The 24,701-nt window shown below is 71.9% G+C and carries 20 protein-coding genes and 1 pseudogene; 5 read left to right on the forward strand and 16 right to left on the reverse strand.

What is annotated here, in order from left to right:
* Positions 1-140 precede the first annotated feature (140 nt).
* A complete protein-coding gene (locus ACGFZN_RS33850) occupies positions 141-818 on the reverse strand; it encodes a DUF2218 domain-containing protein (protein WP_393862283.1) in 678 nt (225 codons plus the stop codon).
* Between the two features lie 90 nt (positions 819-908).
* Positions 909-1,532, reverse strand: a complete 624-nt coding sequence (locus ACGFZN_RS33855; RefSeq protein ID WP_393862284.1) for a class I SAM-dependent methyltransferase — start codon at positions 1,530-1,532, stop codon at positions 909-911.
* A 126-nt stretch (positions 1,533-1,658) separates the two neighbouring features.
* Here ACGFZN_RS33855 and ACGFZN_RS33860 point away from each other — a divergent pair, with 126 nt between their 5' ends.
* The gene (locus ACGFZN_RS33860) at positions 1,659-2,237 is read left to right on the forward strand and encodes a TetR/AcrR family transcriptional regulator (RefSeq protein WP_393862285.1); all 579 of its coding nucleotides are present in this window, start codon (positions 1,659-1,661) and stop codon (positions 2,235-2,237) included.
* Positions 2,238-2,366: 129 nt separating this feature from the next.
* Here the strand turns inward: ACGFZN_RS33860 and ACGFZN_RS33865 are convergent.
* The 4 genes and pseudogenes from ACGFZN_RS33865 to ACGFZN_RS33880 all read right to left on the reverse strand — a co-directional run.
* A pseudogene (locus ACGFZN_RS33865) lies at positions 2,367-2,543 on the reverse strand ((2Fe-2S) ferredoxin domain-containing protein); the annotation flags it as partial.
* A gap of 25 nt (positions 2,544-2,568) precedes the next feature.
* Positions 2,569-2,709, reverse strand: a complete 141-nt coding sequence (locus ACGFZN_RS33870) for a hypothetical protein (RefSeq protein ID WP_393862286.1) — start codon at positions 2,707-2,709, stop codon at positions 2,569-2,571.
* Between the two features lie 53 nt (positions 2,710-2,762).
* Entirely contained in the window at positions 2,763-3,683 is a 921-nt protein-coding gene (gene kdgD / locus ACGFZN_RS33875) for a 5-dehydro-4-deoxyglucarate dehydratase (RefSeq protein WP_393862287.1), read from the reverse strand.
* Between the two features lie 154 nt (positions 3,684-3,837).
* Complete coding sequence (locus ACGFZN_RS33880; protein ID WP_393862288.1) at positions 3,838-5,025, reverse strand: mandelate racemase/muconate lactonizing enzyme family protein; 1,188 nt, start codon at positions 5,023-5,025, stop codon at positions 3,838-3,840.
* 156 nt (positions 5,026-5,181) lie between these two features.
* Between ACGFZN_RS33880 and ACGFZN_RS33885 the strand changes: the two genes are divergently transcribed.
* The 3 genes from ACGFZN_RS33885 (at position 5,182) to ACGFZN_RS33895 (ending at position 9,239) form a co-directional block, all read left to right on the forward strand.
* Positions 5,182-6,057, forward strand: coding sequence for a LysR substrate-binding domain-containing protein (locus tag ACGFZN_RS33885; RefSeq protein ID WP_393862289.1), 876 nt, complete (start codon positions 5,182-5,184; stop codon positions 6,055-6,057).
* A gap of 151 nt (positions 6,058-6,208) precedes the next feature.
* Complete coding sequence (locus ACGFZN_RS33890; RefSeq protein ID WP_393862290.1) at positions 6,209-7,849, forward strand: gluconate:H+ symporter; 1,641 nt, start codon at positions 6,209-6,211, stop codon at positions 7,847-7,849.
* 55 nt (positions 7,850-7,904) lie between these two features.
* On the forward strand, positions 7,905-9,239 hold the full coding sequence (locus tag ACGFZN_RS33895) for an enolase C-terminal domain-like protein (protein ID WP_393862291.1): 1,335 nt from the start codon (positions 7,905-7,907) through the stop codon (positions 9,237-9,239).
* Between the two features lie 57 nt (positions 9,240-9,296).
* Here ACGFZN_RS33895 and ACGFZN_RS33900 read toward each other — a convergent pair whose 3' ends face one another.
* The 3 genes from ACGFZN_RS33900 to ACGFZN_RS33910 all read right to left on the reverse strand — a co-directional run bounded on the left by ACGFZN_RS33900 (position 9,297) and on the right by ACGFZN_RS33910 (position 13,663).
* Positions 9,297-9,980 carry a hypothetical protein gene (locus ACGFZN_RS33900; protein WP_393862292.1) on the reverse strand — a complete coding sequence of 228 codons (684 nt, stop codon included), beginning with the start codon at positions 9,978-9,980 and terminating at the stop codon, positions 9,297-9,299.
* A gap of 308 nt (positions 9,981-10,288) precedes the next feature.
* A complete protein-coding gene (locus tag ACGFZN_RS33905; RefSeq protein WP_393862293.1) occupies positions 10,289-10,723 on the reverse strand; it encodes a hypothetical protein in 435 nt (144 codons plus the stop codon).
* 285 nt (positions 10,724-11,008) lie between these two features.
* Positions 11,009-13,663 (reverse strand): DHA2 family efflux MFS transporter permease subunit, encoded by a 2,655-nt coding sequence (locus ACGFZN_RS33910; protein WP_393862294.1) that lies wholly within the window; start codon positions 13,661-13,663, stop codon positions 11,009-11,011.
* Positions 13,664-14,195: 532 nt separating this feature from the next.
* Between ACGFZN_RS33910 and ACGFZN_RS33915 the strand changes: the two genes are divergently transcribed.
* Entirely contained in the window at positions 14,196-14,711 is a 516-nt protein-coding gene (locus ACGFZN_RS33915; protein WP_393862295.1) for a transglycosylase SLT domain-containing protein, read from the forward strand.
* A 78-nt stretch (positions 14,712-14,789) separates the two neighbouring features.
* Here ACGFZN_RS33915 and ACGFZN_RS33920 read toward each other — a convergent pair whose 3' ends face one another.
* From ACGFZN_RS33920 to ACGFZN_RS33950, 7 genes are all read right to left on the reverse strand, one after another.
* A complete protein-coding gene (locus ACGFZN_RS33920) occupies positions 14,790-16,964 on the reverse strand; it encodes an SWIM zinc finger family protein (RefSeq protein ID WP_393862296.1) in 2,175 nt (724 codons plus the stop codon).
* Positions 16,961-19,804, reverse strand: coding sequence for a DEAD/DEAH box helicase (locus ACGFZN_RS33925; protein ID WP_393862297.1), 2,844 nt, complete (start codon positions 19,802-19,804; stop codon positions 16,961-16,963). Before ACGFZN_RS33925 ends, ACGFZN_RS33920 begins: the two co-directional genes overlap by 4 nt.
* A gap of 97 nt (positions 19,805-19,901) precedes the next feature.
* Complete coding sequence (locus tag ACGFZN_RS33930; protein WP_393862298.1) at positions 19,902-20,483, reverse strand: sugar kinase; 582 nt, start codon at positions 20,481-20,483, stop codon at positions 19,902-19,904.
* The gene (locus ACGFZN_RS33935) at positions 20,480-21,625 is read right to left on the reverse strand and encodes an ROK family glucokinase (RefSeq protein WP_360147270.1); all 1,146 of its coding nucleotides are present in this window, start codon (positions 21,623-21,625) and stop codon (positions 20,480-20,482) included. Before ACGFZN_RS33935 ends, ACGFZN_RS33930 begins: the two co-directional genes overlap by 4 nt.
* Before the next feature lie 141 nt (positions 21,626-21,766).
* Complete coding sequence (locus tag ACGFZN_RS33940) at positions 21,767-22,537, reverse strand: ATP-binding cassette domain-containing protein (RefSeq protein WP_393862299.1); 771 nt, start codon at positions 22,535-22,537, stop codon at positions 21,767-21,769.
* A complete protein-coding gene (locus tag ACGFZN_RS33945) occupies positions 22,534-23,595 on the reverse strand; it encodes an ABC transporter permease (RefSeq protein ID WP_393862300.1) in 1,062 nt (353 codons plus the stop codon). Before ACGFZN_RS33945 ends, ACGFZN_RS33940 begins: the two co-directional genes overlap by 4 nt.
* Positions 23,592-24,596: a sugar ABC transporter substrate-binding protein gene (locus tag ACGFZN_RS33950; protein ID WP_393862301.1), complete on the reverse strand. Its 1,005-nt coding sequence runs from the start codon at positions 24,594-24,596 to the stop codon at positions 23,592-23,594. The genes ACGFZN_RS33945 and ACGFZN_RS33950 overlap by 4 nt, the downstream gene beginning before the upstream one ends.
* Between the last annotated feature and the right edge of the window lie 105 nt (positions 24,597-24,701).

A 24,701-nucleotide genomic window follows, 5' to 3' on the forward strand; every position in this document is an offset into this window, starting at 1 on the left:
CGGCCGGATGCTCCTCCAGGACGAGTACGTCCCCGATGGCGTCGACCGGACCGAACTGCTGTGGCTGGCACGTGCGTTGGAGTACGCCCTTCGTTCCGAGATCGACTTCGCGAGCAGGTCCATCGGTGGTTCGGCCGGACTCATCGTCCGGAAGGTGCGTCCGTCGGGGCCGGACGGTGGGGAAGGGTGTGCCGTCGCCTGCGGTTGACGGCACGTATGCCGACGCGGCCCAGGACCACATGGCCGCCCATGAAGAGAAGCTTCAGGAGGACGATCGCCAGGATGGCGTTGACGCCCCAGCTGGTCCACGACGAGGCAGCCAGTACGGCTCCACCCAGCCCCAGGTGCAGGGCGACGACCGCGACGCCGACCGCGCCCAGTCCTATCGCCTTGCCGATCCCCCGGCGCTTGACGACTCCTGTGGCAGGCACGGCTGTGGTGCCGACAGGCTCAGCGGGTGCGCCTTCCGGCGCCTGGAGCGGACTCCAGGTCACCGTCAACTGGTCGCGGCGGCCGATCTTCTCGATGCGTCCGGCGATGCCGTTCCGGAGTCGCTGCATGGTGTCGGCGTCATCGGCTTCGATGCGTAGCGTGAGCGCGTCCGGAGCTGCCTGCAGCGTGCACAGGCCCTGGGCGAAGCGGATGGTCCCGTGGGTCTCGGAGTAGTCGACGTGCCGCACCTCGGGCGGCATCTGGCCGCCACCGTGAGCGACAGGCGGCCGGTGGCGCATCCCGCTCATCCGGCTGAGGTGACGGCAGAGTTGTACGAGGTAGCGACTCGCCCGATCGGTCGGGACGAGGGCTTCGGCGGTCGGCATGGGATTCCTTTCTGGACCGCGGGGCACGGCGCTCGACACGGGCGCCGAGACGAGCTCCTCCGCCGGCGCAGGGGCCGGCCCGGGAGAGGTTCAGATCCTGGTGACGGCCACGAGCCAGGCCCGGATGCCGTCCGGGTCGGTGGTGATGTCGATCGTGGCGGGTTCGACGGAGTCGATCCGCCACCCCTCGGCGAACGCGGTCTCGATCTCGCCCCGGGTCACTCGCCGCGGTCCCTGCTCGCCGGGCTGCCGGTCGCTGAAGCACAGCATGCAGTAGTGGCCGCCCTGCCTCACCACGGAGCGGAGGCTGCTGACGAAGGCGGATCGGCCGGTGTCGTCGAAGATGTGGAACAGTCCGCAGTCCAGCACCGTGTCGAAGTACTCCCCGAGACCGGCGAGACGGCGGGCGTCGTGGAGCAGGAAGCGCGCGGTGAGGCCGCGCTCGCCCGCCTTCTTCTCGGCCGCGTCGATTGCCCGGGACGCGAGGTCCACACCGGTGGCGTCGAGGCCGAGACCGGCGGCCATCAGAACGTGCTCGCCGGTGCCACAGCCCACGTCCAACACCCGGCCCTGGATGGCCCCGGCTTCGGCGAGGGCGAGGAAGGCCGGCTGCGGGCGGCCGATGTCCCACGGCGGCCTGCCTGCGTACAGGTCATCGGGCCTGCGCCATGGATTCCCGGCGCCGGGGTGATGGTAAGGGGGCGTGTCGGGCATGAGGGGCCCTCCTGGCAGGTTGATCGGCCCGCTCGGCGGCTCGGGCTCCGCCACCGAGCTTTATCGATACAGACTGTCTCTGTCAATCCAGAGTGTCATGCCATCGGCATCACGTATCTTTGCAGGGTGCCGAAGTTGTGGAACGAGACGATCGAAGAGCATCGCCGTACGGTGCGTGAGGCGATCCTGGACGCCACCTGGGAGCTGGTGGCGGAGCGCGGGCTGCTGTCGGTGACGATGTCGCAGATCGCGGAGAAGACCGGCATCGGGCGGGCGACGCTCTACAAGTACTTCCCGGACGTCGAGGCGATCCTGGTCGCCCACCACGACCGGCACGTCACCGATCACCTGCGCCGGCTCACCGACCTCCGCAACCGGCCGGGCGGCGCGGGCGAGCGACTGGCGGCGGTGCTGGAGCAGTACGCGCTCATCTGCCACCACCGCGGGCGGCATGGCAACCAGGAGCTGGCGGCCCTCGTACACCGCCCCGAGCACATCGCCCCCGCGCAACGGCAACTCGTCGAGCTGTTCCAGGACCTGCTGACCGAGGCCGCCCAGGCCGGCGAGCTCCGCGACGACATCGCCCCGGAGGAACTGTCGGGCTACTGCCTGCACGCCCTCACCGCCGCAGGCGGCCTGCCCTCCGAGGCCGCCGTCCACCGGCTCGTCGCCGTCACCCTGGCAGGGTTGCGCCCCGAGGGCTGAATCGAGGCGCCGGTCGACTTGGCGCCGCGATCGCGGCGGCCAGGACACCCAGCCATGTGGCGCGGTGATACGTCGTAACCGCAAGAACCGTCTACGGACGGCGCTTCATGGCGGCTGCCAAGAGCCCACTCATTCCTCAACGGCGCGTCGTACGCGACGCGCCGGGGTGAACTCGTACAGGTCCAGGATGTCTGGCGGTTCGGCAAGTCCCGGCCCGCCTGCCCCCACCCACGCAGCGATGTCGATGGCTGCTTCCGCGTCGTTGACCAGCCCGAGCCAGACAGGCCGCCCGCCTTCCACTCCTCCAGACAGTTCACGACCCGCACCTGGGCTAGGACGCCGACTCGGACTTCAGCGCGGCAAGCCGACGGACCTCGGCGCCCGCACCGGTGATTCGTTCACCGGCGATGAACATGGCCGCCGTCAGATCGGTCGCCGGCGAATGGGGCGAAGGGGCGGGGGCGCTGCTCATGGGCGAAGCCTGATTCCCGGGCAGGGGCACAGTTCACGCGGTGGAGGCGTGGATCAGGCGGTGGGCACTCGGGCGATCAGGGCCGACAGGGAGTCGTGCTCCTGCGGAGTCAGGTCGGTCAGCGGAGGCCGGACCGGTCCGGCGCTCCGGCCGGTCGCCGCCATGCCGGCTTTCACGATGCTGACCGCGTACCCGGCCTGGCGGTTGCGGATCTCGGTGTACGGCAGGACGAAGGCCGAGAGCATCCTGGTGACGTCGGCCTGCCGCTGCTCCCGTACGGCGGCGTAGAAGGCGAGGGCGAATTCCGGAAGGAAGTTGAAGATGGCCGACGAGTAGGTCGTCACCCCCAGCTGGAGGTAGGGCAGGGCGAAGGTCTCCGCGGTGGGCAGGCCGCCGATGTACGTGAGGCGGTCACCCAGCCGTGCGTGGATCCGGGTGACCGTGTCGATGTCGCCCACGCCGTCCTTGTACCCGACGAGGTTGGGGCAGGTGTCCGCCAGGCGGGCGACGGTGTCGGCGGAGTAGACCGCGTTGGCACGGCTGTAGACGACCACGCCGAGAGACGTGGCACGGCAGACCGCCTCGACGTGCCGGGCCAGGCCCTCCTGACCGGCTTCGGTGAGGTAGGGCGGGAAGAGCAGAATGCCGTCGGCGCCGGCCCGTTCGGCCGCGGCGGCGAACTCGATGGCGGTGGCGGTGCCGTACCCGGCGGGGGCCAGGATCGGGGTGCCGTCCGGGGCGCTGTCGGCCGCCGCGGCGACCACGCTCTCGACCTCGCTGGGGGTGAGGGAGAAGAACTCACCCGTGCCGCCGGCGGCGAACAGCCCGCCGACGTCGTACTTGGACAGCCTTACGACGTGCTCGCGGTAGGCCGCCTCGTCGAAGGACAGGTCGTCACGGAAGTGCGTCACCGGGAAGGACAGCAGCCCGGAGCCGATGCGCCGGCCGAGCTCTGCGGGGGTGAAGGACGTCATGGGAGTGCTCCTGAAGGTCGTGCGTGAGGGGGGCGGGGTGCGGTGCGGTGTCGTGCCGGTGCCCGCCGTCGACGGCCGTTCGCCGGGGGCAGGGGGTGTGCGGCGCGGGCGGCCCGGCTGTCCGTTCCGGCGCCGCCCGCGCCGGCTCCCGGCGTCAGGGGCGGGCGCCCGCTTCGAAGGTGGCGACGGTCCAGGCGCGGGCCTTGTCGGTCAGCGTGACGCCGAGCCCGGGGCGGGCGGAGATGTGCATGCGGCCGTCGCGGATGGTGACGCGCTCGTTGAAGAGCGGCTCCAGCCAGTCGAAGTGCTCCACCCAGGGCTCGATCGGGTAGGCGGCGGCGAGGTGGAGGTGGATCTCCATGGCGAAGTGCGGCGCGAGCTGGAGGTGGTGCTGTTCGGCCAGCACGGCGAGCTTGAGGAACTGGGTGATGCCGCCGATGCGAGGAGCGTCCGGCTGGATGACGTCGGCGGCCCGGTGACGGATCAGCTCGGCGTGTTCGGCGACGCTGGACAGCATCTCGCCGGTGGCCACGAAGGTGTCCAGGGAGGCGGCCAGCGCGGCGTGGCCCTGGACGTCGTAGGCGTCGAGGGGCTCTTCGATCCAGACCAGGCCGAACTCCTCCAGGGCACGGCCCATGCGCTGCGCCGTGGCCCGGTCCCACTGCTGGTTGGCATCGACCATGAGAGGGGTGTCGTCACCGACACGCTCGCGTACGGCGGTCAGGCGGGCGAGGTCGTACCGGCTGTCGGGGTGTCCGACCTTGATCTTGATACCGCCGATGCCGTCGGCCAGGGAAGCGGCCGCGTTGTCCAGGACCTGCTCGGTCGGGACGTGCAGGAAGCCTCCCGAGGTGTTGTAGCAGCGGACGGAGTCCCGGTGCGCGCCCAGGAGTTTCGCCAGCGGCAGTCCGGCCCGCTTGGCCTTCAGGTCCCACAGCGCCACGTCGAACGCGGCGATCGCCTGCGTGGCCAGGCCGCTGCGGCCCACCGACGCTCCCGCCCACACCAGCTTGGTCCAGATCCTGGCGATGTCACTGGGGTCCTCACCGATCACCTCCTCGGCGATCTCCCTGGCGTGGGCGAACTGGCCGGGGCCCCCGGCTCGCTTCGAGTAGCTGAACCCCAGTCCTTCGTGGCCCTGTTCGGTGACGATCTCCACGAAGAGGACCGCCACCTCCGTCATCGGTTTCTGCCGGCCGGTGAACACCTTCGCGTCACTGATCGGCGCGGCCAGCGGGAGGGCAACCGAGGACAGCCGAAGCCATGCGATCCGGTCGGTCGTCGCCTCTCCCGCACGCTGCGTGGGCCGGCCGTCCTGCGTCGTGTTCATCGTGCTCACCACTTCGATCCTGGAGGTTTGCGAGGGAGCGGCTCGCTCTGACACCTCGCGGCCGTCTCGCAGGGGGCGGCCCCCGCGTCCCTCTGAACGTGACGCTACGGTCGTCAATGATTCACGTCCAACACCGGTTTTGGATCCTGCAATACCTGGAGAGCATCAATGTTCACGCTGGCCCAGCTGACGAGCTTCGTGGCGGTCGCGGAGGAACTGCATTTCACGCGTGCCGCGGAGCGCCTGAACATGACACAGCCACCGCTGAGCCGGCAGATCCAGTTGCTGGAGAACGACCTCGGCGTCCAGCTGCTCGACCGGACCAACCGCACGGTCAGGCTCACCCCGGCCGGCCGGACCTTCCTGACCGAGGCTCGTCGCATCCTGCACCAGTCCGAGCACGCCACGCTCGCCGTGCGCCGCGTCTCCACCGGAGAGGCGGGGGCGATCGCCGTCGGCTTCACGGCGGCCAGCGCCTACTCCGCGCTCGGCGGCCTGCTGGAGACCGCCCAGGCGGCGCTGCCCGGGGTCGAGATCCTCCTGCAGGAGCTCGTCACCCGCGACCAGCTCAAGGCTCTCGGCGAAGGCTCGCTCGACCTCGGGCTGGCCCGCCCGTCGGCCACGGGTCCGGACCTCGTTTCCCGGCCTGCCGTGCGGGAGGGCCTGGTGGCGGCCCTGCCCGCCGGGCACCGGCTGGCGGCCGGCACGGAACCCCTGCACGTCGAGGACCTCACCGGCGAGGACTTCCTCATGTACTCGCCCATCGAGGCCCGCTACTTCCATGAGCTGCTGGTCAGCGTCTTCCGTTCGGCGGGAGCACAGCCGGTGTTCACCCAGTACCTCACCCAGGTGCACAGCATGCTGGCCCTGGTGAACGGAGGCTGGGGCATCGCCCTCGTACCCGAGGGCGCGGTCCGGATGCGCTACGGCGGCATCGTCTTCCGGCCGGTGGACCTGCCGGAGCCGCAGCCGGTGGAACTGGACTACGTGTGGCGCGAGAGCAACGACAACCCGGCGCTCGAGGCACTTCTGCGGCACCTGTGACACCGCGGCGGCCCCGCCCCCGCCCGGCCGGGACATCACTGGCGGCGGCTGCCATACAGCCAAGGTATGGCAGCCAACAAAATTCGACTTAGACGCCGATCCAAACCCTCTCTACGGTCAACTCAGCCACCGGTTCCGTGGCTCGGACCGCATGCGGCATCGCTGCCGGAATCCCCAGGCCCAGGAGATCGACCATGCCTGCTCCCGTCCGGCAGGACGAGCCGCGCCGCTCGGGCAACCCGATGGTGTCGCCGGCCGCCGAGCCGTGAGCCGCCGGGCCGGGCGCCGCCCCCCCCCCCCCCCCCCCCCCCCACGCCGCGGAACGTCCCGGAACACCGCAAGAACGCCGCCGAGTACTGCCGCATCCGCATCGCAGCAGTGCCTCCCAGCCGTACCGCGCCCGAGTGCCCGTGAGGTCCGGCTGCTCCACTCCACAGTTCAAAGGGGAGCTGACATGCCGCTCGTCGTAGTCGCGATCAGTGTTCTGGTCCTGCTGCTGCTCATGACCAGACTGAAACTGAACGGCTTCGCGGCCCTGTTGCTGGTGGCGGTCGGTGTCGCCCTGGTGCAGGGCATCCCGGTGAAGGACATCCCGAACGTCCTCTCGGACGGCATCGGCGGGCAGATCGGTGACACGATGCTCACCATCGGGCTCGGTGCCATGGTCGGCCGCGTCATGGGGGACTCCGGCGCCGCCCAGCGGATCGCCTCCAGGCTCCTCGACGCGTTCGGGCCGCGCTGGGTGCAGGTCGCCATGGTGGTCACCTCCATGCTCATCGGTGTGACCATGTTCTACGAGGTGGCCTTCATCATCATCGTGCCCATCGCGTTCACCCTGGTCAGGGTGACCGGCGCGAAGCTGCTGTGGGTCGGGCTGCCGATGTCGATCGCCCTGTCCACGATGCACAGCTTCCTGCCGCCCCACCCCGGTCCCACCGCCGTCGCGGCCACCTTCCACGCCTCCGTCGGACTGACCCTCTTCTACGGCCTGTTCATCGCGGTGCCGGTCGGTGCCCTCATCGCACTGCTCTGGCCCCGCCTGCCGTTCGTCAAGGCGATGAATCCCGCCATCCCCAGCGGCCTCGTCAGCGAACGCGAGTTCACCGACGAGGAGATGCCGGGCCTCGGCTGGTCACTGTCCGTGGCGCTCTTCCCCGTCGTCCTCATCGCCGGTGCCTCGGTCACCGACATGGCCGTCTCCGGTGAGAGCCCCCTCCTGCACACCGTCGCGTTCATCGGCTCGGCGCCCATCGCGCTGCTGCTGACCCTGATCCTGGCGATCTGGGCGTTCGGACCGAGGATCGGCCGCAGCATGTCCGACGTCAGCGCCTCGTGCACCTCCGCGGCCCAGGCGATGGCGATGATCCTGCTGGTGATCGGTGCGGGCGGCGCCTTCAAGAACGTCCTCGTCGAGGGCGGCATCTCCGACTACATCAAGGACGTCACCCACTCCTGGTCCATATCCCCGCTCGTCCTCGCCTGGCTGATCGCCGTCATCCTCCGGGTGGCGCTCGGCTCGGCGACCGTCGCCGTCGTCACGGCCTCCGGGGTGGTCCTGCCGCTGCTCGCCGGAAGCGGCGTGAGCCCCGAGATGATGGTGCTCGCCGTCTCCTGCGGGTCGATCGCCTTCTCGCACGTCAACGACCCCGGCTTCTGGCTGTTCAAGGAGTACTTCAACCTCTCCGTCGTCCAGGCGATCAAGGTCCGTACGTCGTACACCACGGTGCTGGCCGTCCTCGGTCTCGGCGGTGTACTGGCCGGCCAGTGGACCATCAGCACCCTCGGCCTCTGACACCGGGACCTCACCGCCACCCGCCCCGCTCCCTCACAAGGAAGTCGCTACGAGCATGAGCACGAAGCAGCCGACCATCACCGCGTTCGCCGTCTACCCCGTAGCGGGCCGCGACTGCATGGAGCTCAACCTGTCCGGCGCCCACGGCCCCTACTTCACCCGCAACGTCGTCGTCCTGACCGACTCCGAGGGCCGTACGGGCCTCGGAGAGGTGCCCGGCGGAGAGAAGATCACCCGGACCCTGCGCGATGCCGAGTCCCTCGTGGTCGGGGCGAGGATCGGCGACTACCAGCGCGTCCTGCGCGAGATCCGGCACCGCTTCGCCGACCGCGACGCCGGCGGCCGCGGCGCCCAGACCTTCGACCTGCGCACCACCGTGCACGCCGTCACCGCGGTGGAGTCGGCGCTCCTGGACCTTCTGGGCCAGCACCTCGACGTGCCGGTCGCGGCTCTCCTGGGAGACGGTCAACAGCGCGACAGCGTACGGGTCCTGGGCTACCTCTTCTACGTCGGCGACCCCGGCCGTACCGACCTGGACTACGTCCGCGCCCCCGACGCGGAGGTCGACTGGTACCGCATCCGCCACGAGGAAGCCCTGACCCCCGAGGCGATCGTCCGCCAGGCCGAGGCCACCCACGACCTGTACGGCTTCCGCGACTTCAAACTGAAGGGCGGTGTCCTCGAAGGCACCGAGGAGGTCAAGGCGGTACGCGCGCTCAAGGAACGCTTCCCCGAGGCGCGGATCACCCTCGACCCCAACGGGGCGTGGTCGCTGCGCGAGGCCGTCGAACTCTGCGCGCCTCTCGTCGGGACCCTCGCCTACGCCGAGGACCCCTGCGGTGCCGAAGACGGCTACTCCGGCCGTGAGGTTCTCGCCGAGTTCCGCCGCGCGACAGGGCTGCCCACCGCGACCAACATGATCGCCACCGACTGGCGGCAGCTCACCCATGCCCTCGCCCTCCAGTCGGTCTCCATCCCGCTGGCCGACCCGCACTTCTGGACCATGCAGGGCTCGGTACGGGTGGCCCAGCTCTGCAACGCCATGGGCCTGACCTGGGGCTGTCACTCCAACAACCACTTCGACATCTCCCTGGCCATGGTCACGCACTGCGGAGCCGCCGCGCCCGGCGCGTACAACGCCCTTGACACGCACTGGATCTGGCAGGAGGGCCTGGAGCAGCTCACCGTGGCCCCGCCCCGCATCGTCGACGGCGAGATCGCGGTACCCGATGCCCCCGGCCTCGGTGTCCAACTCGACCTGGACCGCCTCCTCGCCGCCCACGAGCTGTACAAGGAGAAGGGGCTGGGCGCCCGGGACGACGCGCTCGGCATGCAGTACCTGGTGGACGACTGGAAGTTCGACCCCAAGCGGCCCTGCCTGGTCCGGTAGTGCGTGACGGCGGCGGTCATTGCCGGGCGAAGATCCGGGCCGCGTGGTCATCGCCTGTCACATGAACGGATCCACCAGCAGGGCCACGGGAAGACCGCCCGTCTCGACCGCGTCTCTGGGAATCGTCAGGCCGGTGTGCTCGCCGGCCGACCTCCATACGGCCGCGTGCAGCCCGGCGGAGCTCTGCTCCACAAAAGCGCGCCAGGCCTCACGCGAGGGGAACTCGCCCGGGTCCGGCCATACGGCGCCGTTGCTCCGCATCCGGCTGTCGAGCCGGCGAGTCCTGTCGGAGTCACCAGCCGGAGCAGGACCCGCCAGGCTGTGCCGGAACTCCGTGTGCAGCAGGCCGCCGTCACCGGGCGCGTAGAACAACCACGACGGCTGCACCGCGGCGTTCGCGTACAGGCACACGAACTCCTCGCCGTCACGCGGGAGCACGGAACCGTTGCCGTCGGCCCAGTGCTGATACCAGGCGCACACCCCGGAATCCTCCAGGACGTACGACCACTCACCGGACGTGCCGTACATGCAGGGGGTCCACGGGTCGTCCACGGACAGCGGATCGAAATCGCGGTAGTGCGCACGTACGCCGATCCGGTCGTCCCCGGCACCCAGGCGCCGCAGGAGGTCCTCCGCCGGAAGACCACGCACGGCGGTCAGCGACACCCCGCCACGCATACCGGGACCACCCATCGGTTTCTCGAAGCAGTGGCCGCCGAGCCACTCGATGCTGTCACTCACTCCGGCTCCTGTTCGGATGCGCTTCGGCGGCGAGGCCGGCAGGGCTGCCCGGCACGGGCAGGGCGTCGCGGATCCGGGCGGCGGTGTCCGGCCGGAGCAGCGTGCAGCGTGCAGGGTAGCGGCCGGGATCACACGATCAGCAGGCGCAGGTCGCACCGGGGGTGCCGAGGACGGCGGTGCTGCCGTCGGAGGGATCGCTCGCGCCGCCCCATTGCCGCAGTCCCCTTCGCGCGCGCACCGTCGCCGCACCCGGTGACGAGTGCGGCGACGGAGAGGAGCGGGCGTGGCGGACCGGCGCGGCCGGCGCGTCATCGTCGCGCGGGCTCCGGCTGGTAGGCGGCGAGGGACCAGATCACGAACACGTCGATGGCCATCATGATCACCGACCACACCGGCGCGTACGGCAGGAACAGGAACTGGGCGATGAGGCTCAGGGACGCCAGCGCGATACCGACCACCCGCGCCCACGCGGCGCCGGAGAGGATGCCCCAGCCGGCGAAGGCGGCGATGACGCCGAGGACGAGCAGGATCCACCCCCAGCCGGTGAGGTTGATCTTGTAGACGTAGTCGCCGAGGCGGGCGTAAACGTCGTCCCTGGCGATCGCGGAGATGCCCTGGAAGACGGCCAGGACGCCGTTGAGGAGCAGCAGAACGCCGGCGAAGGTGGCGCCACCGGTGGCCCAGGGGCTGTTGCCGGTGCCGTAGCCGCGCGAGGACGTCCCGGAGTGAGGCTGTGCCGTCATGGTCGCGCTCCGTTTCTTGCGGGGCGGGCGGTGTGGGTGTCGTCCGCATGACCTCTTTCGACCATCCGGGTCGTACGGCGCGGCGGCCAGGAGGACTCGGCTGTTCGGGTGACGGGCTCGCCGCGAGCAGGGGCGCCGGGAGCACGGAGGGCATCGCGGCGCCGGCCGGGGCGGCGGCCGTGTCGCTGCGGGGCGTGCCGGGTGAGCCTCCCGGCACGCGTCCTGGCCGTCCGCATGGGAAAGCCCCGCCGGGAGGTTCCGGCGGGGCTGGGGGCGCGGTCGCCCCTAGCGGGACTGCTCCTCGTGGGACAGCTCCAGGTCGAAGTCGGTGACCGCGCTGCCGTCCAGGTGCAGCGACGCGGCGACCGGGGCGTAGCCGCCGGCGATGACGGTGTACTCGCCGTTGTCCAGGTCGGTGAACCCGTACGCGCCGTCGGGGCCGGTGACGGTGGAGCCGACCACGTTGCCCGCCGAGTCCAGCAGGGTGACCTTGGCGTCGTGGAGGGGCCCGCCGGCGGGGGTGCTGACGACGCCGTTGATGCGGGCGCCGGGCTCCAGACGGACCTCGTACGGGTCCGTGGCTCCCGGGGTGACCTCGACCGGGAGGGCGGCCGGGCGGTGTCCGGGCGCGTTCACCACGAGGGTGTAGCCGCCGGGGACCAGGTCGGCCAGGACGAAGGCGCCGTCGGCGGCCGAGGTGCCGGAGGACACCACCTCGCCGCGCACGTCGGTGGCGACCAGCAGGGCGCCGGCCAGCGGGCGCCCCTCGGCGGCGTCGCGGACCGTGCCGGTGAGGGCGACGGTGCCGCTCAGCGCGAGGTCGCACGCGACCGGCTCGTCGCCGACGAGGACCGTCACGGCCTGCGGCTGACGGGAGCCCGCGGCGCCGATCAGTACATAGGTGCCCGGTGCGGTGGCGTCCAGGGCGTAGGCCCCGTCCGCGCCGCTGACCGCGCGGCCGAGCTGCCGTCCACCGACGTCGATCAGCGTGATCACGGCCTGCGGCACGGGGGCGCCGGTGCCGTCCAGCACGCGGCCGTGGACGCGGTGGCGCCCGGGGCCCCGGACGGGCGCGAAGCGGTCGCCGGCCGGCTCGGCGGGCCGGGCGTCACCGGCGGCCGGGCCGTCGGCGGTGCGGTCCGCGGCGGCGGGCTCGGCGAGCGTGGTCGCGGCAGGCTCGTCGGGCGTGGTCGCGGCGGGTGCGGCGGGAGTGGTCGCGGTCGGCTCGGGGGCCGGGCCGGTGGACTCCTCCTCCGCGGCGCGCGCCTCCAGTCCGGAGACCTTGCGCAGCGGCACCTCCTTGGTCCACACGGCGACCAGGAAGCCCAGCGCCATCACGGCCGCCGCGATGATGAACACCAGCTGCATGGAGTCGGTGAAGCCGACCTTGAACGGCTCGGCCAGGCGCGGGTCGAGCCGCTGGATGAACGAGGAGTCGTCGAGCACGCCCGAGCCGCTGCCGCCGCCCGCGCCGGGGTGCTGGAACATCTCCAGCACCGGCTTGTTCGCCGGGTTGGCCCGTACGGCCGGGTCGTGCAGCGCGGCCTGGAACGCGGGCGTCCGGTACGCGGCCCGGAACGCCGAGCCGATCTTGTCGCCGACGGTGCTGAACAGCACGGAGAGGAAGACGGCCGTACCGGCGGTGCCGCCCATCTGCCGGAAGAAGGTGGCCGACGCGGTCGCCACGCCCATGTCCTTGGGCTCGACGGCGTTCTGCACGGCCAGGGTGAGGATCTGCATGCATCCGCTCAGGCCGACGCCGAAGAGCGCCATGTAGGCCATGGTCTCCGGAAGGGCGGTGTCCCACTGCACGCGGTAGTGGAACAGCAGCATGGCGGCGATGATCAGCAGGGTGCCGATGACCGGGAAGACCTTGTACTTGCCGGTCTTCTGGATGATCCGGCCGACCACGATGGTGCCGGCGATCATGCCGACCATGAGCGGCAGCATCAGCAGGCCGGACTTGGTGGGGCTGACGCCCTTCACGATCTGCAGGTACAGCGGGACCATCATCATCCCGCCGAACATGCCCATGCCGATGAGGACGGACAGCAGGCTCATCTTGCTGAACACCGCGCTGCGGAACAGCCGCATCGGGATCAGGGCCTCCTCGCCCATCGCCCGCTCGACGAGGACCCACACCAGCAGGCCGAGCACGCCGACGCCGTAGCAGACGTAGGCCCTGGTGGAGGTCCAGCCCCAGTCCTGGCCCTGCTCGGCCACGAGCAGCAGCGGCACCACGCCGACGGCGATGGTGAGCGCGCCCCACCAGTCGATGCGGTGCTCGCGCCGGGTGTGCGGGAGGTTCAGCACCTTGGCGACGACGAAGAGCGCGATGATGCCGACCGGCACGTTGACCAGGAACACCCAGCGCCAGCCGGCGATGGTCAGGATGCTGCTGCGGCCCGCGAGGAAACCGCCGATCAGCGGGCCGAGCACGCTGGAGGAGCCGAACATCGCCAGCATGTAGCCCTGGTACCGGGCGCGCTCGCGGGGCGGCACGATGTCACCGATGATCGCCAGCGCCAGTGACATCAGGCCGCCCGCGCCGATGCCCTGGAAGGCCCGGAAGGCGGACAGCTCCGTCATCGAGGTGGCGAACGAACAGGCCGCCGAGCCCGCGATGAAGATCGTGATGGCCGCCAGGAAGAAGGGCTTGCGGCCGTAGAGGTCGGAGAGCTTGCCGTACAGCGGCGTGCTGATCGTCGAGGTGATCAGGTAGGCGGTGGTGACCCACGCCTGGGAGCTGAGGCCGTGCAGATCGTCGGCGATGGTCCGGATCGAGGTGCTGACGATGGTCTGGTCGAGCGCGGCGAGGAACATGCCCAGCATCAGGCCGCTGAGAATCGTCATGATCTGACGATGCGTCAGTCTCCCGGCCGGCGCCGGTGCGGATATCGCTTCGGTTCCCCCACGGGCCGGGGATGCGGACGTGGTCATGCGTGCGGATCTCCTTGCCTCGCCTCGCCGGCCGGGCGCGGCCCGGCTCCGAGGCTGGTGTACGTGCGGGCGACCAGGTCGCCGTCGAGGTGCTTCAGCGGACGAGTGGGACGGTCATCACTCAGGTTCCGTTGCTTGCGGCTACCAACTGAGTGTAGATGCCGGAACGGGCCGCCCGCGCCCTGCCCACGCCGGTCGAACAGAAAGCCGCCGTTCTCCCCGCGTCAGGCGGTGCGGAACCCCGGAAAACGGGGGTGTGCGTGTGATGCCACCCATAGGAGGCGGATCACATCCTAAGGAGGGTCGTAGCAGGGGCACTGTGCTGAGCTGCGCAGATAGCTGTATAACCTCTTATTTCGGACATTACTCCGTAATTGCGTAGTACGTCACATCATTGCGCGGCGGCCGACCCGCCGCTAACTATTGCTCTCGTCGCCGGGAGCGAGGGACCGGACCGAACGGCACTCCGCCGGATCCGCCCCGCTCACGACGGCAACCACCCTGATGTCTCCCCCTGGAGGGTTACTTCCGCATGGCCAAGACCACCCGCACCCGCATCGCCCGCCTCGCTCTGACCGGCATCACCACCACCGGCGCGGCGGCCGCCGCCCTGACCCTGATGCCCGCCACCGCACAGGCCGCCGAAGCGACCAAGGTGCCCGCCCACACGGTGGTCACGGCCTCCTCGCGCGACGCCGGCACCACCGCGAAGAGCACCTCGCGCAGCGCCGGCAGCCTCGACAGCTGGATCAAGCAGTCGCTGAGCATCATGAAGGCCAAGGGCATCCCCGGCAGCTACGAGGGCCTGAAGCGCAACATCATGCGCGAGTCCGGCGGCAACCCCGGCGCCCAGAACAACTGGGACGTCAACGCCAAGCAGGGCACCCCCTCCAAGGGCCTGCTGCAGGTCATCGACCCGACCTTCCACACCTACCACGTGGCCGGCACCGCCAACAGCATCACCGACCCGGTGGCCAACATCACCGCCGCGGCCAACTACGCCGCCCACCGCTACGGCTCCATCGACAACGTCAACTCCGCCTACTGAGCCGGGCATCCCAGCACCGCAAGCCGGTGCCGGCAGCGACCACCGCTGCCGGCACCGGCCTTGTCGTGCCACGGGCCGTCACACGTCGTCCGGCGTGCCGAGGCCGGTGAGCGCGCCCACCGGGTCCAGGTCCGGGGTGCCGCGGGGCCACCAGTCGTCCCGGCCGGGCTCCGACTCGTAGGCGTACCACAGGCCGTCACGGCCCAGGCGGAGCTGGACGTGGCCGCGCGGATGGGTCAGGCGGTTGCGCCAGGGGCGGAACGCCGGGAGGTCGGCGGCGAGCAGCAGCGGGCGCGCCCGGTCGAAGCGGCCGGCCGGCGGATCCCACGGCTCCTCCAGGACGGCCAGCCCGTCGGGGCCGCCCTGCCGCCAGGCCGCGACGGCCCGCGCGAGGTCCGCCGGAGTACGGCCGACGGCCGCGGCCAGCGCGGCGTAGAGCGCGCGGGTGGCGGCGGTGAGCCCGGAGCCGGGGCGGGCCGCGGCCAGGCGCACCGCGTCCTGCCACAGGGTCAGCTCCCCCACCGGGTCCCGTCCGGTGGTGAGCAGCGCGTGGGCGCGGGCGGCGGCGTCGGTCGCCAGCTGGTCCAGCGCGAAGGGGTCCGGGCCGCCGGGCGCCGCCGGATACACCGGCGGCTGCTCGGGGTGCGGCGGCACCGGCAACGGCGGCGGCAGCGGCGGCCGTTCACGCGGGCCGAGGGCGTCGGTGGCGCGTACGCCGGGCAGCGTCTCCGGCTGCCGGTCCCGGGCGGCGCGGGCCGCGCGGGCGGCGCTGCGCCGGGACAGCGCGTCGAGCAGGCTCCGCTCACCCCGGCCGCGCAGCAGGAGGAGCACGAACGGGTCGGCGTCGAGCAGCCGCGCCGTCTGGTAGCAGAGCGCGGCCGCGTGCTTGCAGGGGTGCCCGGAGTCGGGGCAGCTGCACCGCGGTACGAGATCGCCGGGGCCCGGCAGCAGCGGCACACCGCACTCGGCGAGGGACTGGGGCAGCTCCTTGTCGAGCAGCGCGGCGATGTGGCCCGGCCGGTCGGCGGCCGCGTCCAGGAAGCGCGCCCAGTCCTCGTCGTCCAGCGTGCGGACCCGCACCTGTACGCGGTAGGGGCGCGGACGGCTCCCGCGGACGTACGCCAGCACGAGCCCCGGAGTCACCGTGATCGCGTCGACGTGCCCCTGGTCGGCGTAACCCCGGCCCCGCGCCAGCCTCTTGGGATCCAGCGCCCCCTGCTCCAACGCGTCCACCCAGGCGTTCCCCCACCACGTCGCCGCGAACGGCGCACCCTCGGCGGTGGCCTCCCGCGGCCCGAACTCCGGGAAGGTACGGCGCAGTTCCCCGTCACGGTGCGGAGTGGCCATGGTGGTGGGCAGGTGCGGGGATGATGCGGCGGGGGCGGGGGCCGGGTTGTGGAGGGGGGTGGCGGGGTGGGGGGCCGGCTCTGGACGGGGCGCCGAGGCCGAGTCCGGGTTCGTGGTGTGCGAGGTGGTGGGGTCCGGATCGGTGCGCGGGGACGTCCGTTCGACGGGTGTGCGGTCGGGCCGGGCGGAGACGGTACGGGGGGTCTGGGGGGTCTGGGGGGTCTGGGGGGTCTGGGGGGTCTGGGGGGTCTGGGGGGACGCCTCCGCAGGTACGGGGTCGCGGGTGTCGGCGGTGTCGGTGGTGCCAGCGGTCTCCGGGTGCTGTTCCTCCTCCGTGTCGGACCATGCCGGCATCCGGAAGGCGGTCTCCAGGTAGCGCCGCATGTCCTGGATCGCCTTGAGCCGGGCGGCACGCGCGGAGCCCGGTTCGGAGCCCGGCCCGCGCCGTGCGCGCGGCTCCGCCGCCCCCGTCCGCTCACGAGCGGCGTCCTCTCCCCCAGCGCTCGCCGCCTGCCGCCGGGCCGCACGCAGCGCTTCCCGGGCGACGTCGGCAGGCCGGGCCTGCGGCCTCGCCGCTCCGGTCCCGGGCGTCCCCGTCCCGGCTGCGCGGGTCCCGGGTGTGCCGCCCGCCCCCACTGCACCGGTCTCGGCCCCCTCCTTCTGCGCTGCGTCCTTCTCCGCTGCGTCCTGCTCCTCCGCCGGGCCGGTCCGGGGTGTGTCCTTCTCGAAGGTGCCGTTCGCGCCGGGGGCGGCCGGACGGACAACCGCCGCGCCTTCCCCTCGCTCCCCCTCCGCGCGCTCGGCCGGCGCTCCCTCCGCGCCCTCCCGCTCGGCCCGGGTCCGTTCTCGGGCGGCGCGCAAGGCGCGGCGGGCGGCGGCCGCGGGGCTTTCGTCCTCGGGGGTCACGACGGCCTCCTGAGTGAGACGAGGTCGGACAGCTCGCGGTCGGTGAGTTCGGTGAGGGCCGCCTCGCCGGAGCCGAGGACGGCGTCGGCCAGGGCGCGCTTGGCGGTGAGCATCTCGGCGATGCGGTCCTCCACCGTGCCCTCGGTGACCAGGCGGTGGACCTGGACGGGCTGGGTCTGGCCGATGCGGTACGCCCGGTCGGTGGCCTGCTCCTCCACCGCCGGGTTCCACCAGCGGTCGAAGTGGACGACATGGCCCGCGCGGGTGAGGTTCAGGCCGGTGCCCGCCGCCTTGAGGGAGAGGACGAGGACCGGGGTCTCACCGCTCTGGAAGCGGTCGACCATGCGCTCGCGCTCCGGCACCGGTGTGCCGCCGTGCAGCAGGTCGACCGGGACCGCGCGGGCGGACAGGTGGGCGGTGATGAGCCGGGCCATGCCGACGTACTGGGTGAAGACGAGCGCCGAGCCGTCCTCGGCGAGCAGGGTGTCCAGCAGCTCGTCGAGCAGGGCGAGTTTGCCGGAGCGGTGGACCAGGCGGTCCGGGTGCGCGTCCTCCTTCAGATACAGCGCGGGATGGTCGCAGATCTGCTTCAGCGCGCCCAGCAGCTTCAGGACCAGGCCGCGCCGCGCCATGCCCTCGGCGGTCTCGATGGCCAGCATCGACTCGCGCACCACCGCCTCGTACAGCGCGGCCTGCTCGCGGGTGAGGGGGACGGGGTGGTCCGTCTCGGTCTTCGGGGGCAGCTCGGGGACGATGCCGGGGTCGGACTTCTTGCGGCGCAGCAGGAAGGGACGGACCAGGCGGGCCAGGCGCTCGACCGCCTCCGTGTCCTCGCCGTTCTCCACCGCTCGCGCGTGCCGGGCGCGGAAGGACTTGAGGGGGCCGAGGAGCCCGGGGGTGGTCCAGTCGAGCAGGGCCCACAGTTCGGAGAGGTTGTTCTCCACCGGGGTGCCGGTGAGCGCCACGCGCGCGGGGGCGGGAATGGTGCGCAGCGCCTTGGCCGTGGCGGAGTACGGGTTCTTCACGTGCTGGGCCTCGTCGGCGACGACCATGCCCCAGGGGCGGTCGGCGAGCTGGGCGGCCGCCGACCGCATGGTGCCGTAGGTGGTGAGGACGAAGCCGCCGTCGACGCCCTCCAGGGTGCGGTCCGGGCCGTGGAAGCGGCGGACGGGGACGCCGGGGGCGAACCGGGTGATCTCCCGCTGCCAGTTGCCGAGCAGGGAGGCCGGGCAGACCACGAGGGTCGGCTCGGTGCGGGCGCGCTTGAGGTGCAGGGCGATGAGGGTGACGGTCTTGCCGAGGCCCATGTCGTCGGCGAGACAGCCGCCGAGGCCGAGAGAGGTCATGAGGTCCAGCCAGGCCAGACCGCGCAGCTGGTAGTCGCGGAGGGTGGCGTGCAGGCCCGGGGGCGGGTCCGCCGGGCGCAGTCCCGCGGTGAGCCGGTCGCGGAGGGCGGCCAGGGCGCCGACGGGGACGGCCTCGACTCTCTCGCCGTCGACCTCGGCGGTGCCGGTGAGCGCGACGGACAGCGCGTCGACCGGGTCGAGCAGGCCCAGTTCCCGTTTGCGGGCCTTGCGGACGAGGGCCGGGTCGACCAGCACCCAGCGGTCGCGGAGCCGTACGACCGGGCGGTGGGCCTCGGCGAGGGCGTCCATCTCGGTTTCGCCGAGGGGGTCGCCGCCGAGCGCCAGCTGCCAGCGGAACTGGAGCAGGTCCTCGCTCTCGAAGAAGCCGGTGCCGTCGGTCGCCGAGCCGGGCGCCGGACGGACCACGGCGGCGGCCGTGAGGTCCCGGGCGAGGTCACGTGGCCAGTGCACGGCGACGCCGGCGGCGGCCAGGCGGGCGGCGCCTGCGCCGAGCAGTTCCCCCAGCTCCTCCTCGGACAGGGCGAGGACGTCCGGCACGTCCTGTTCGGCGAGCCGCTCCAGGGGCGGCCACACCCGGGCCGCGCGCCGCACCGCGAGGGCGGCGTCCACACGGGCGCGGGGCCCGAACGCCGTGTCGGCCTCGCCCGCCCACAGGGCGGCCGCGTCGGTCACCAGGGTGGGGTCGGCGAGGCTGTGCACCTGCACGATCGCGGCTCCGGCGGCCCGGGCGCCGTCGCTCGCGCCCGCGTCGAAGACGTCGTACGCGGACAGGTCGAGGCGCAGGGAGATCCGCACGCCCGCGTCCATGCCGGCGGCGACCTCGGCCGCCCAGTCGTGGGCCTGCGGCAGGGCGACGGGCTCCCGGGCGGCGAACGGGCGGCCGGCGGTGTGCGGGGCGGCCGGGGTGCGGGGCAGGGTGTCGGCGACCGCGTCGAGGAAGGAGCGGATCAGGGCCTCCGGCTCGGGCAGCCGGAGCGGTCCGGGGGCCGTGAGCGGCACGGCGTGGCCCTCCGGGGGCAGGGCCGCGGCGATCGCGCGCAGGTGGGCGATGTCCTCCGGCTCCAGTGGGCCGGCCCGCCAGGCGTCGTGGCCGGCCGGGGTGAGGCCCGGCAGCAGGCGGCCGCGGGCGGCCAGCCGCAGCGCGTGCAGCGCGGCGGCGCCCCAGCAGGCCGTGGCCGGATGGGCGGCCGGGTCGCGGCGGGCCCGGACCAGCAGGGGCAGGGCCTCGGCGAGCGGCAGGGTCAGCGCGGGCACCTGCCGGCGGCGCACTCCGGCGCCGTGCCGCCGTACGACCGTGATCTCGTCGGTGGCGCCCTCGACGGGCCCTGCGCCGGGGTCCCAGAAGGCGATGCGGCCCTCGCGCGGGAGGGGCGCAGGGAGGTAGACGGACGCGAGGCGCGCCGGGACCGGATCCCCGGTCCGCCCGGAGCCCGCCGTGCGCTCGGCCGGCGCCGCCGTGCCGCCTGTGCTCATACGTCCTGCCACCTCCCGCCCCTGTGCCGGATCAGACGTCTTCGACTCTACGGGCGGGGTCTGACAATCGGTCCCGGCAGCGGCCGGGGCCCGCCCGTCACGGGACCGTGCGGGAGACGACGTAGACCATCGGGTAGTTCGGGTCGGACATGTTCACGACCACGTCCTGGGTGGGCGCCGGGTTCTTCTGCGCGTGGGTCAGGCCCCACCAGGGGCCGGTGCCGGTGAAGCGCCAGCCGCTGACCTTCTGGTCGCGGGCGCCGATGGCGATGTCGCCCTTCCTCAGCTGCTCCCGGCGCGTGCCGATGGTCTGCAGGAAGGCGTCCAGGCCGGCGTCGTTGGTGCGGAACTGCACGTACAGGCGGCTGGTCTTCCAGTTGTTGGTCTCGTAGTAGGCGATGTAGTCGGCCGGGTGCGGGACGTTCACCTGGTAGAGGCGGCGCTGCACCTTCGACGGCCAGCCCGCGGTCAGGCCGGTCGCCGAGTACTTGGCCTCCTTGTCCTTGCCGCTGTTGCGGCTCTGGTTCGCGGAGATCACCAGGTAGCCGGCCGGGACGCCGATCAGCAGGACGATGATCAGCAGGGTGAGCGCGCGGCGTCTGGCCTTGTGCCCGGGGTTCTCGGCGGGGCGGCGCGGTTCTTCCGGCGCGGCGGCCTGGCGGGGCAGGGAGGCGGTCATGCGGTGTCCCGGTCGCGGCGCGCCTGGGCGTACCGCTCGTAGCGTTCGTAGCGCTCCACCCGGCGGCGCTTGGCCCGGCGGAACCGGCGGGCGACCAGCCGGGCGAGGTCGGCGGCGCCGACCATGCCGGCCTCGGGGCCGAGCTGGGCGCGGGTGATGCGGGCCTCGGGGCGGTAGCCGCGGCCGGTGAGGTGGCGCTTGAAGGCGTCCCGGGCCGGGCCGATGAGCAGGTCGTCGGCGGCCGAGACCCCGCCGCCGATGACGAAGCAGGACGGGTCGAGGGCGGCGGCGAGGTTGGCGATGCCGACGCCGAGCCACTGGCCGATGTCCTGCAGCAGTTCGACGCACATGGCGTCGCCCTCGCGGGCCAGTTCGGTGATCATCGGGCCGGTGATCTCGTGGATGTTGCCCTTGACGTGCTCGATGATCCCGTAGGCCACCGGCGAGTCGGCGGCGGCCAGCTCCTTGGCCTCGCGGACGAGCGCGTTGCCGGAGCTGTACTGCTCCCAGCAGCCGCGGTTGCCGCACGGGCAGCGGTGCCCGCCGGGCACGACCTGCATGTGCCCGAACTCGCCCGCGACGCCGTACTTGCCCCGCTTGACCTGGCCGTCCTCCAGGATGGCGCCGCCGATGCCGGTGCCGAGCGTGATCATGACGAGGTGGTCCTCGCCGCGGCCCGCGCCGAAGCGCCACTCCGCCCAGGCGGCGGTGTTGGCGTCGTTGTCGACCAGCACCGGGACCGCGAGGCGGCCGGCGATGCGGTCGCGCAGCGGTTCGTTGCGCCAGGACAGGTGGGGTGCGAACAGGACGCGGTTGCGGTCGGCGTCGACCCAGCCGGCCGCGCCGATGCCGACGGCGTGCACGTCGTGCCGGTCGGACAGGTCCAGGACCAGTTCGACGATGGTGTCCTCGACGACCTTGGGGCTCTTGGACTTGTCCGGGGTCTCCGTGCGGAGCTTCTCCAGGATGTTGCCGTCGGCGTCCACGACGCCCGCCATGACCTTGGTGCCGCCGATGTCGATCCCCACCGTCGGCACGCGGGGCGCGGTCAGGTGGGAGCGGCGCTCGCGTGTGCCGACGGTGCGCAGGACCGGGGCGCGGCGGGAGCCGATGGGGGCGGTGAGGTCGCGGTAGGTGCTCATCGTTGGTCGATTGTGCCTCACCGCTGGTATGGGTGAGGTACGGGCAGGGGGGACGGGCTGCACGATCGTTGCCGGGTGCGGGTGCGTCGTGGCCTGTCGCGCCCCGCGGCGCGGCGGCTGACCGACGCGGCCCCGCGCCCGTCAGCTTCGCTGCAGTTCGTGGCGTAGGGCCTCGAGGTCGGCTCCACCCGCCATCTGCCTGGTCAGCTCGTCCAGCGTGATCTCGTCCCGTGTGTGATTCCCCACCATCGTGCCCCTGCGCAACAGCACGAACCTGTCCCCGACCAGCCACGCGTGGTGCGGGTTGTGGGTGATCAACACGACGCCCAGGCCCTCGTCCCGTGCCGCGGCCACATATTTCAGGACCACACCGGACTGCTTCACGCCCAGTGCCGCCGTCGGTTCGTCCAGGACCAGGACCTTCGCGCCGAAGTGGACCGCGCGGGCGATCGCCACGCACTGGCGTTCGCCGCCGGAGAGGGTTCCGATGGGCTGGTCGACGTCGCGGAGGTCGATGCCCATGCGCAGCAGCGCCTCGCGGGTCGTACGGCGCATGAGGTCGGTGTCGAGGCGCTTGAAGGGGCCGGCGCCCTTGCGGGGCTCGGAGCCGAGGAAGAAGTTGCGCCAGACCGGCATGAGGGGGACCACGGCCAGGTCCTGGTAGACCGTGGCGATGCCGCGGTCCAGGGCGTCGCGCGGGGAGGTGAGGGTGGTCTCCTCCCCCTCGATGCGCAGGGTTCCGCCGTCGTGCCGGTGCAGGCCCGCGACGATCTTGATCAGGGTGGACTTGCCGGCTCCGTTGTCACCGAGGACGCAGGTGATCTGGCCCGCGTGGACCTCCAGCGAGACGCCCTCCAGGGCGCGGACGGTGCCGTAGTGCTTGCTGACGTCGGTCAGCTGGACGAGCGTCATGCGTCGGCCTCCGCGCGCTTCTTGACCCATGCGTTGAGCAGGGTCGCGAGGAGCAGCATCGCTCCGAGGAAGAACTTGAACCAGTCGGGGTTCCACTCGGCGAAGACGATGCCCTTGCTCGTCATGCCGAAGAGGAGGGCGCCCACGGCGGAGCCGATGGCGCTGCCGTAGCCGCCGGTGATCAGGCAGCCGCCGATGACGGCGGCGATGATGTAGATCAGCTCGTTGCCGACGCCCTCGCCGGACTGGACGGCGTCGAAGGAGAACAGCAGGTGCTGCCCGGACACCCAGGCGCCGAAGGCCACGCCCATGTAGAGGCCGATCTTGGTCTTGGCCACCGGGACGCCGACCGCGCGGGCCGCGTCCTGGTTGCCGCCGACGGCGAAGATCCAGTTGCCGGCGCGGGTGCGCAGCAGGATCCAGGAGGCGAGGGCGACCAGGCCCAGCCACCACAGGATGGTGACCTTGACGTCGACGCCGCCGACGGTGAGCGTCGAGGCGAAGACGGCGTGGGCGGAGGGGAAGCCCTCCATGTCGCCGATGGTCTTCGTGGACACCGTGCCGTCGATCAGCTTGGTGAAGCCGAGGTTCATGCCGGTCAGCATCAGGAAGGTGCCGAGCGTGATGATGAAGCTGGGCAGCCCCGTGCGGGTCAGCATGAAGCCGTTGAAGGCGCCGACGGCCAGGGTGACCAGGAGCGAGACGCCCACGCCGACCCAGGTGTTCGCCGTCATCTGGTAGCTGAACATCGAGGAGACCAGCGCGGAGCAGGTCACCAGGACGCCCGCCGACAGGTCGAACTCGCCGCCGATCATCAGCAGCGCCACCGGTACGGCCATGATGCCGATGGTCGAGGAGGCGTACAGGACCGTGCTGAGGCTGGAGGCGTTGAGGAAGCCGTCGGCGGCACAGGCGAAGAAGAGGAAGACGGCGAGCGCGCCGACGACCGAGCCCAGTTCGGGCCGGGAGAGCAGCTTCTTCAGCGGCGAACTCTGCAGAATCCTTTCGTCAGCGGTCTTCGGGGGTTCCGCGGACGTCTTCTCGGCGGTCGCGCTCATCGGGTGCCCCGCTCGGTGTACGCGGCCAGCGCGGCGGCCTGGTCCTTGGTGACGATCTGCGGGCCGGTCAGCACCGGCTTGCCGCCGCCGAGGACGTCCCCGTTGTACTTGTAGGCCCACAGCAGGTCGACCGCCTCGTAGCCCTGGAGGTACGGCTGCTGGTCCACGGCGAAGCCGAGGGTGCCGTTCTTCAGCTCGGCGGCGACCTGGGCGTTGAGGTCGAAGGTGTCGATCTCGGCCTTGCTGTCCGCGTCGTCCTTCGCCTTCACGGCGGTGTCGGCATAGGGAGCGCCGAGGGTGACGACGGCGTCGACGGAGTGGTCGGCCTGGAGCTTGGCCTCGACGGCGGACTGGACGTCGGGCATGTTCGTGCCGTTGACGTAGAGCTTCTGGAGCGTGCCGTGGAAGGTCTTGGCGACGCCGTCGCAGCGCTGCTCGTGACCGACGTTGCCCTGCTCGTGCAGCACGCACAGGGCCTTCTTCCTCCCGCGCTTGTTCAGCTCCTCGCCGACGGCCTCTCCGGCGATCGTCTCGTCCTGCCCGATGTGGGTGAGGGCGCCGAAGGCCTTGGACTCCTCGGAGCCGGAGTTCACCGTGACGACCGGGATGCCGGCCTTCTCGGCACGGGCCACGGCGGCCTTCATGGCGTCGGGCTTGGCCAGGGTGACGATGATGCCGTCGACCTTCTTGTCCACCGCCGCGTCCACCAGCTGGGCCTGCTGCTGGGCCTGGTCGTCGTGCGAGTACAGGAAGTCGATGTTGTCCTTCACGGCGGCCTGCCGGGCGCCGTTCTGCACGATGTCCCAGAAGGTGTCGCCGTCTCCCGAGTGGGTGATCATCGCGAAGGTCCAGCGCGGGGTGTTCACCGCCGCCCTTCCCTGGGCCGCAGCGGCCTTGCGGGCGTCCTCGGCCCGCTTGCCCCCGGTGCTGCTGCACGCTGCCAGAGACAGCGAAAGTGCCCCGGTCAGCGCGATGACTGCCCAGGTCCGAAACCGTGCCACGAGGCGATGCCCCTTCTTGCTGTGTCCGTCTTGCCGTGTACGTACGTGCGCAAGGGCCGGCGATCAGCTCGGCGGCCCCAAATGCTTCAGTATCGAACACCGGTA

Source organism: Streptomyces sp. NPDC048192, assembly GCF_043202415.1.
GTDB lineage: Bacteria > Actinomycetota > Actinomycetes > Streptomycetales > Streptomycetaceae > Streptomyces.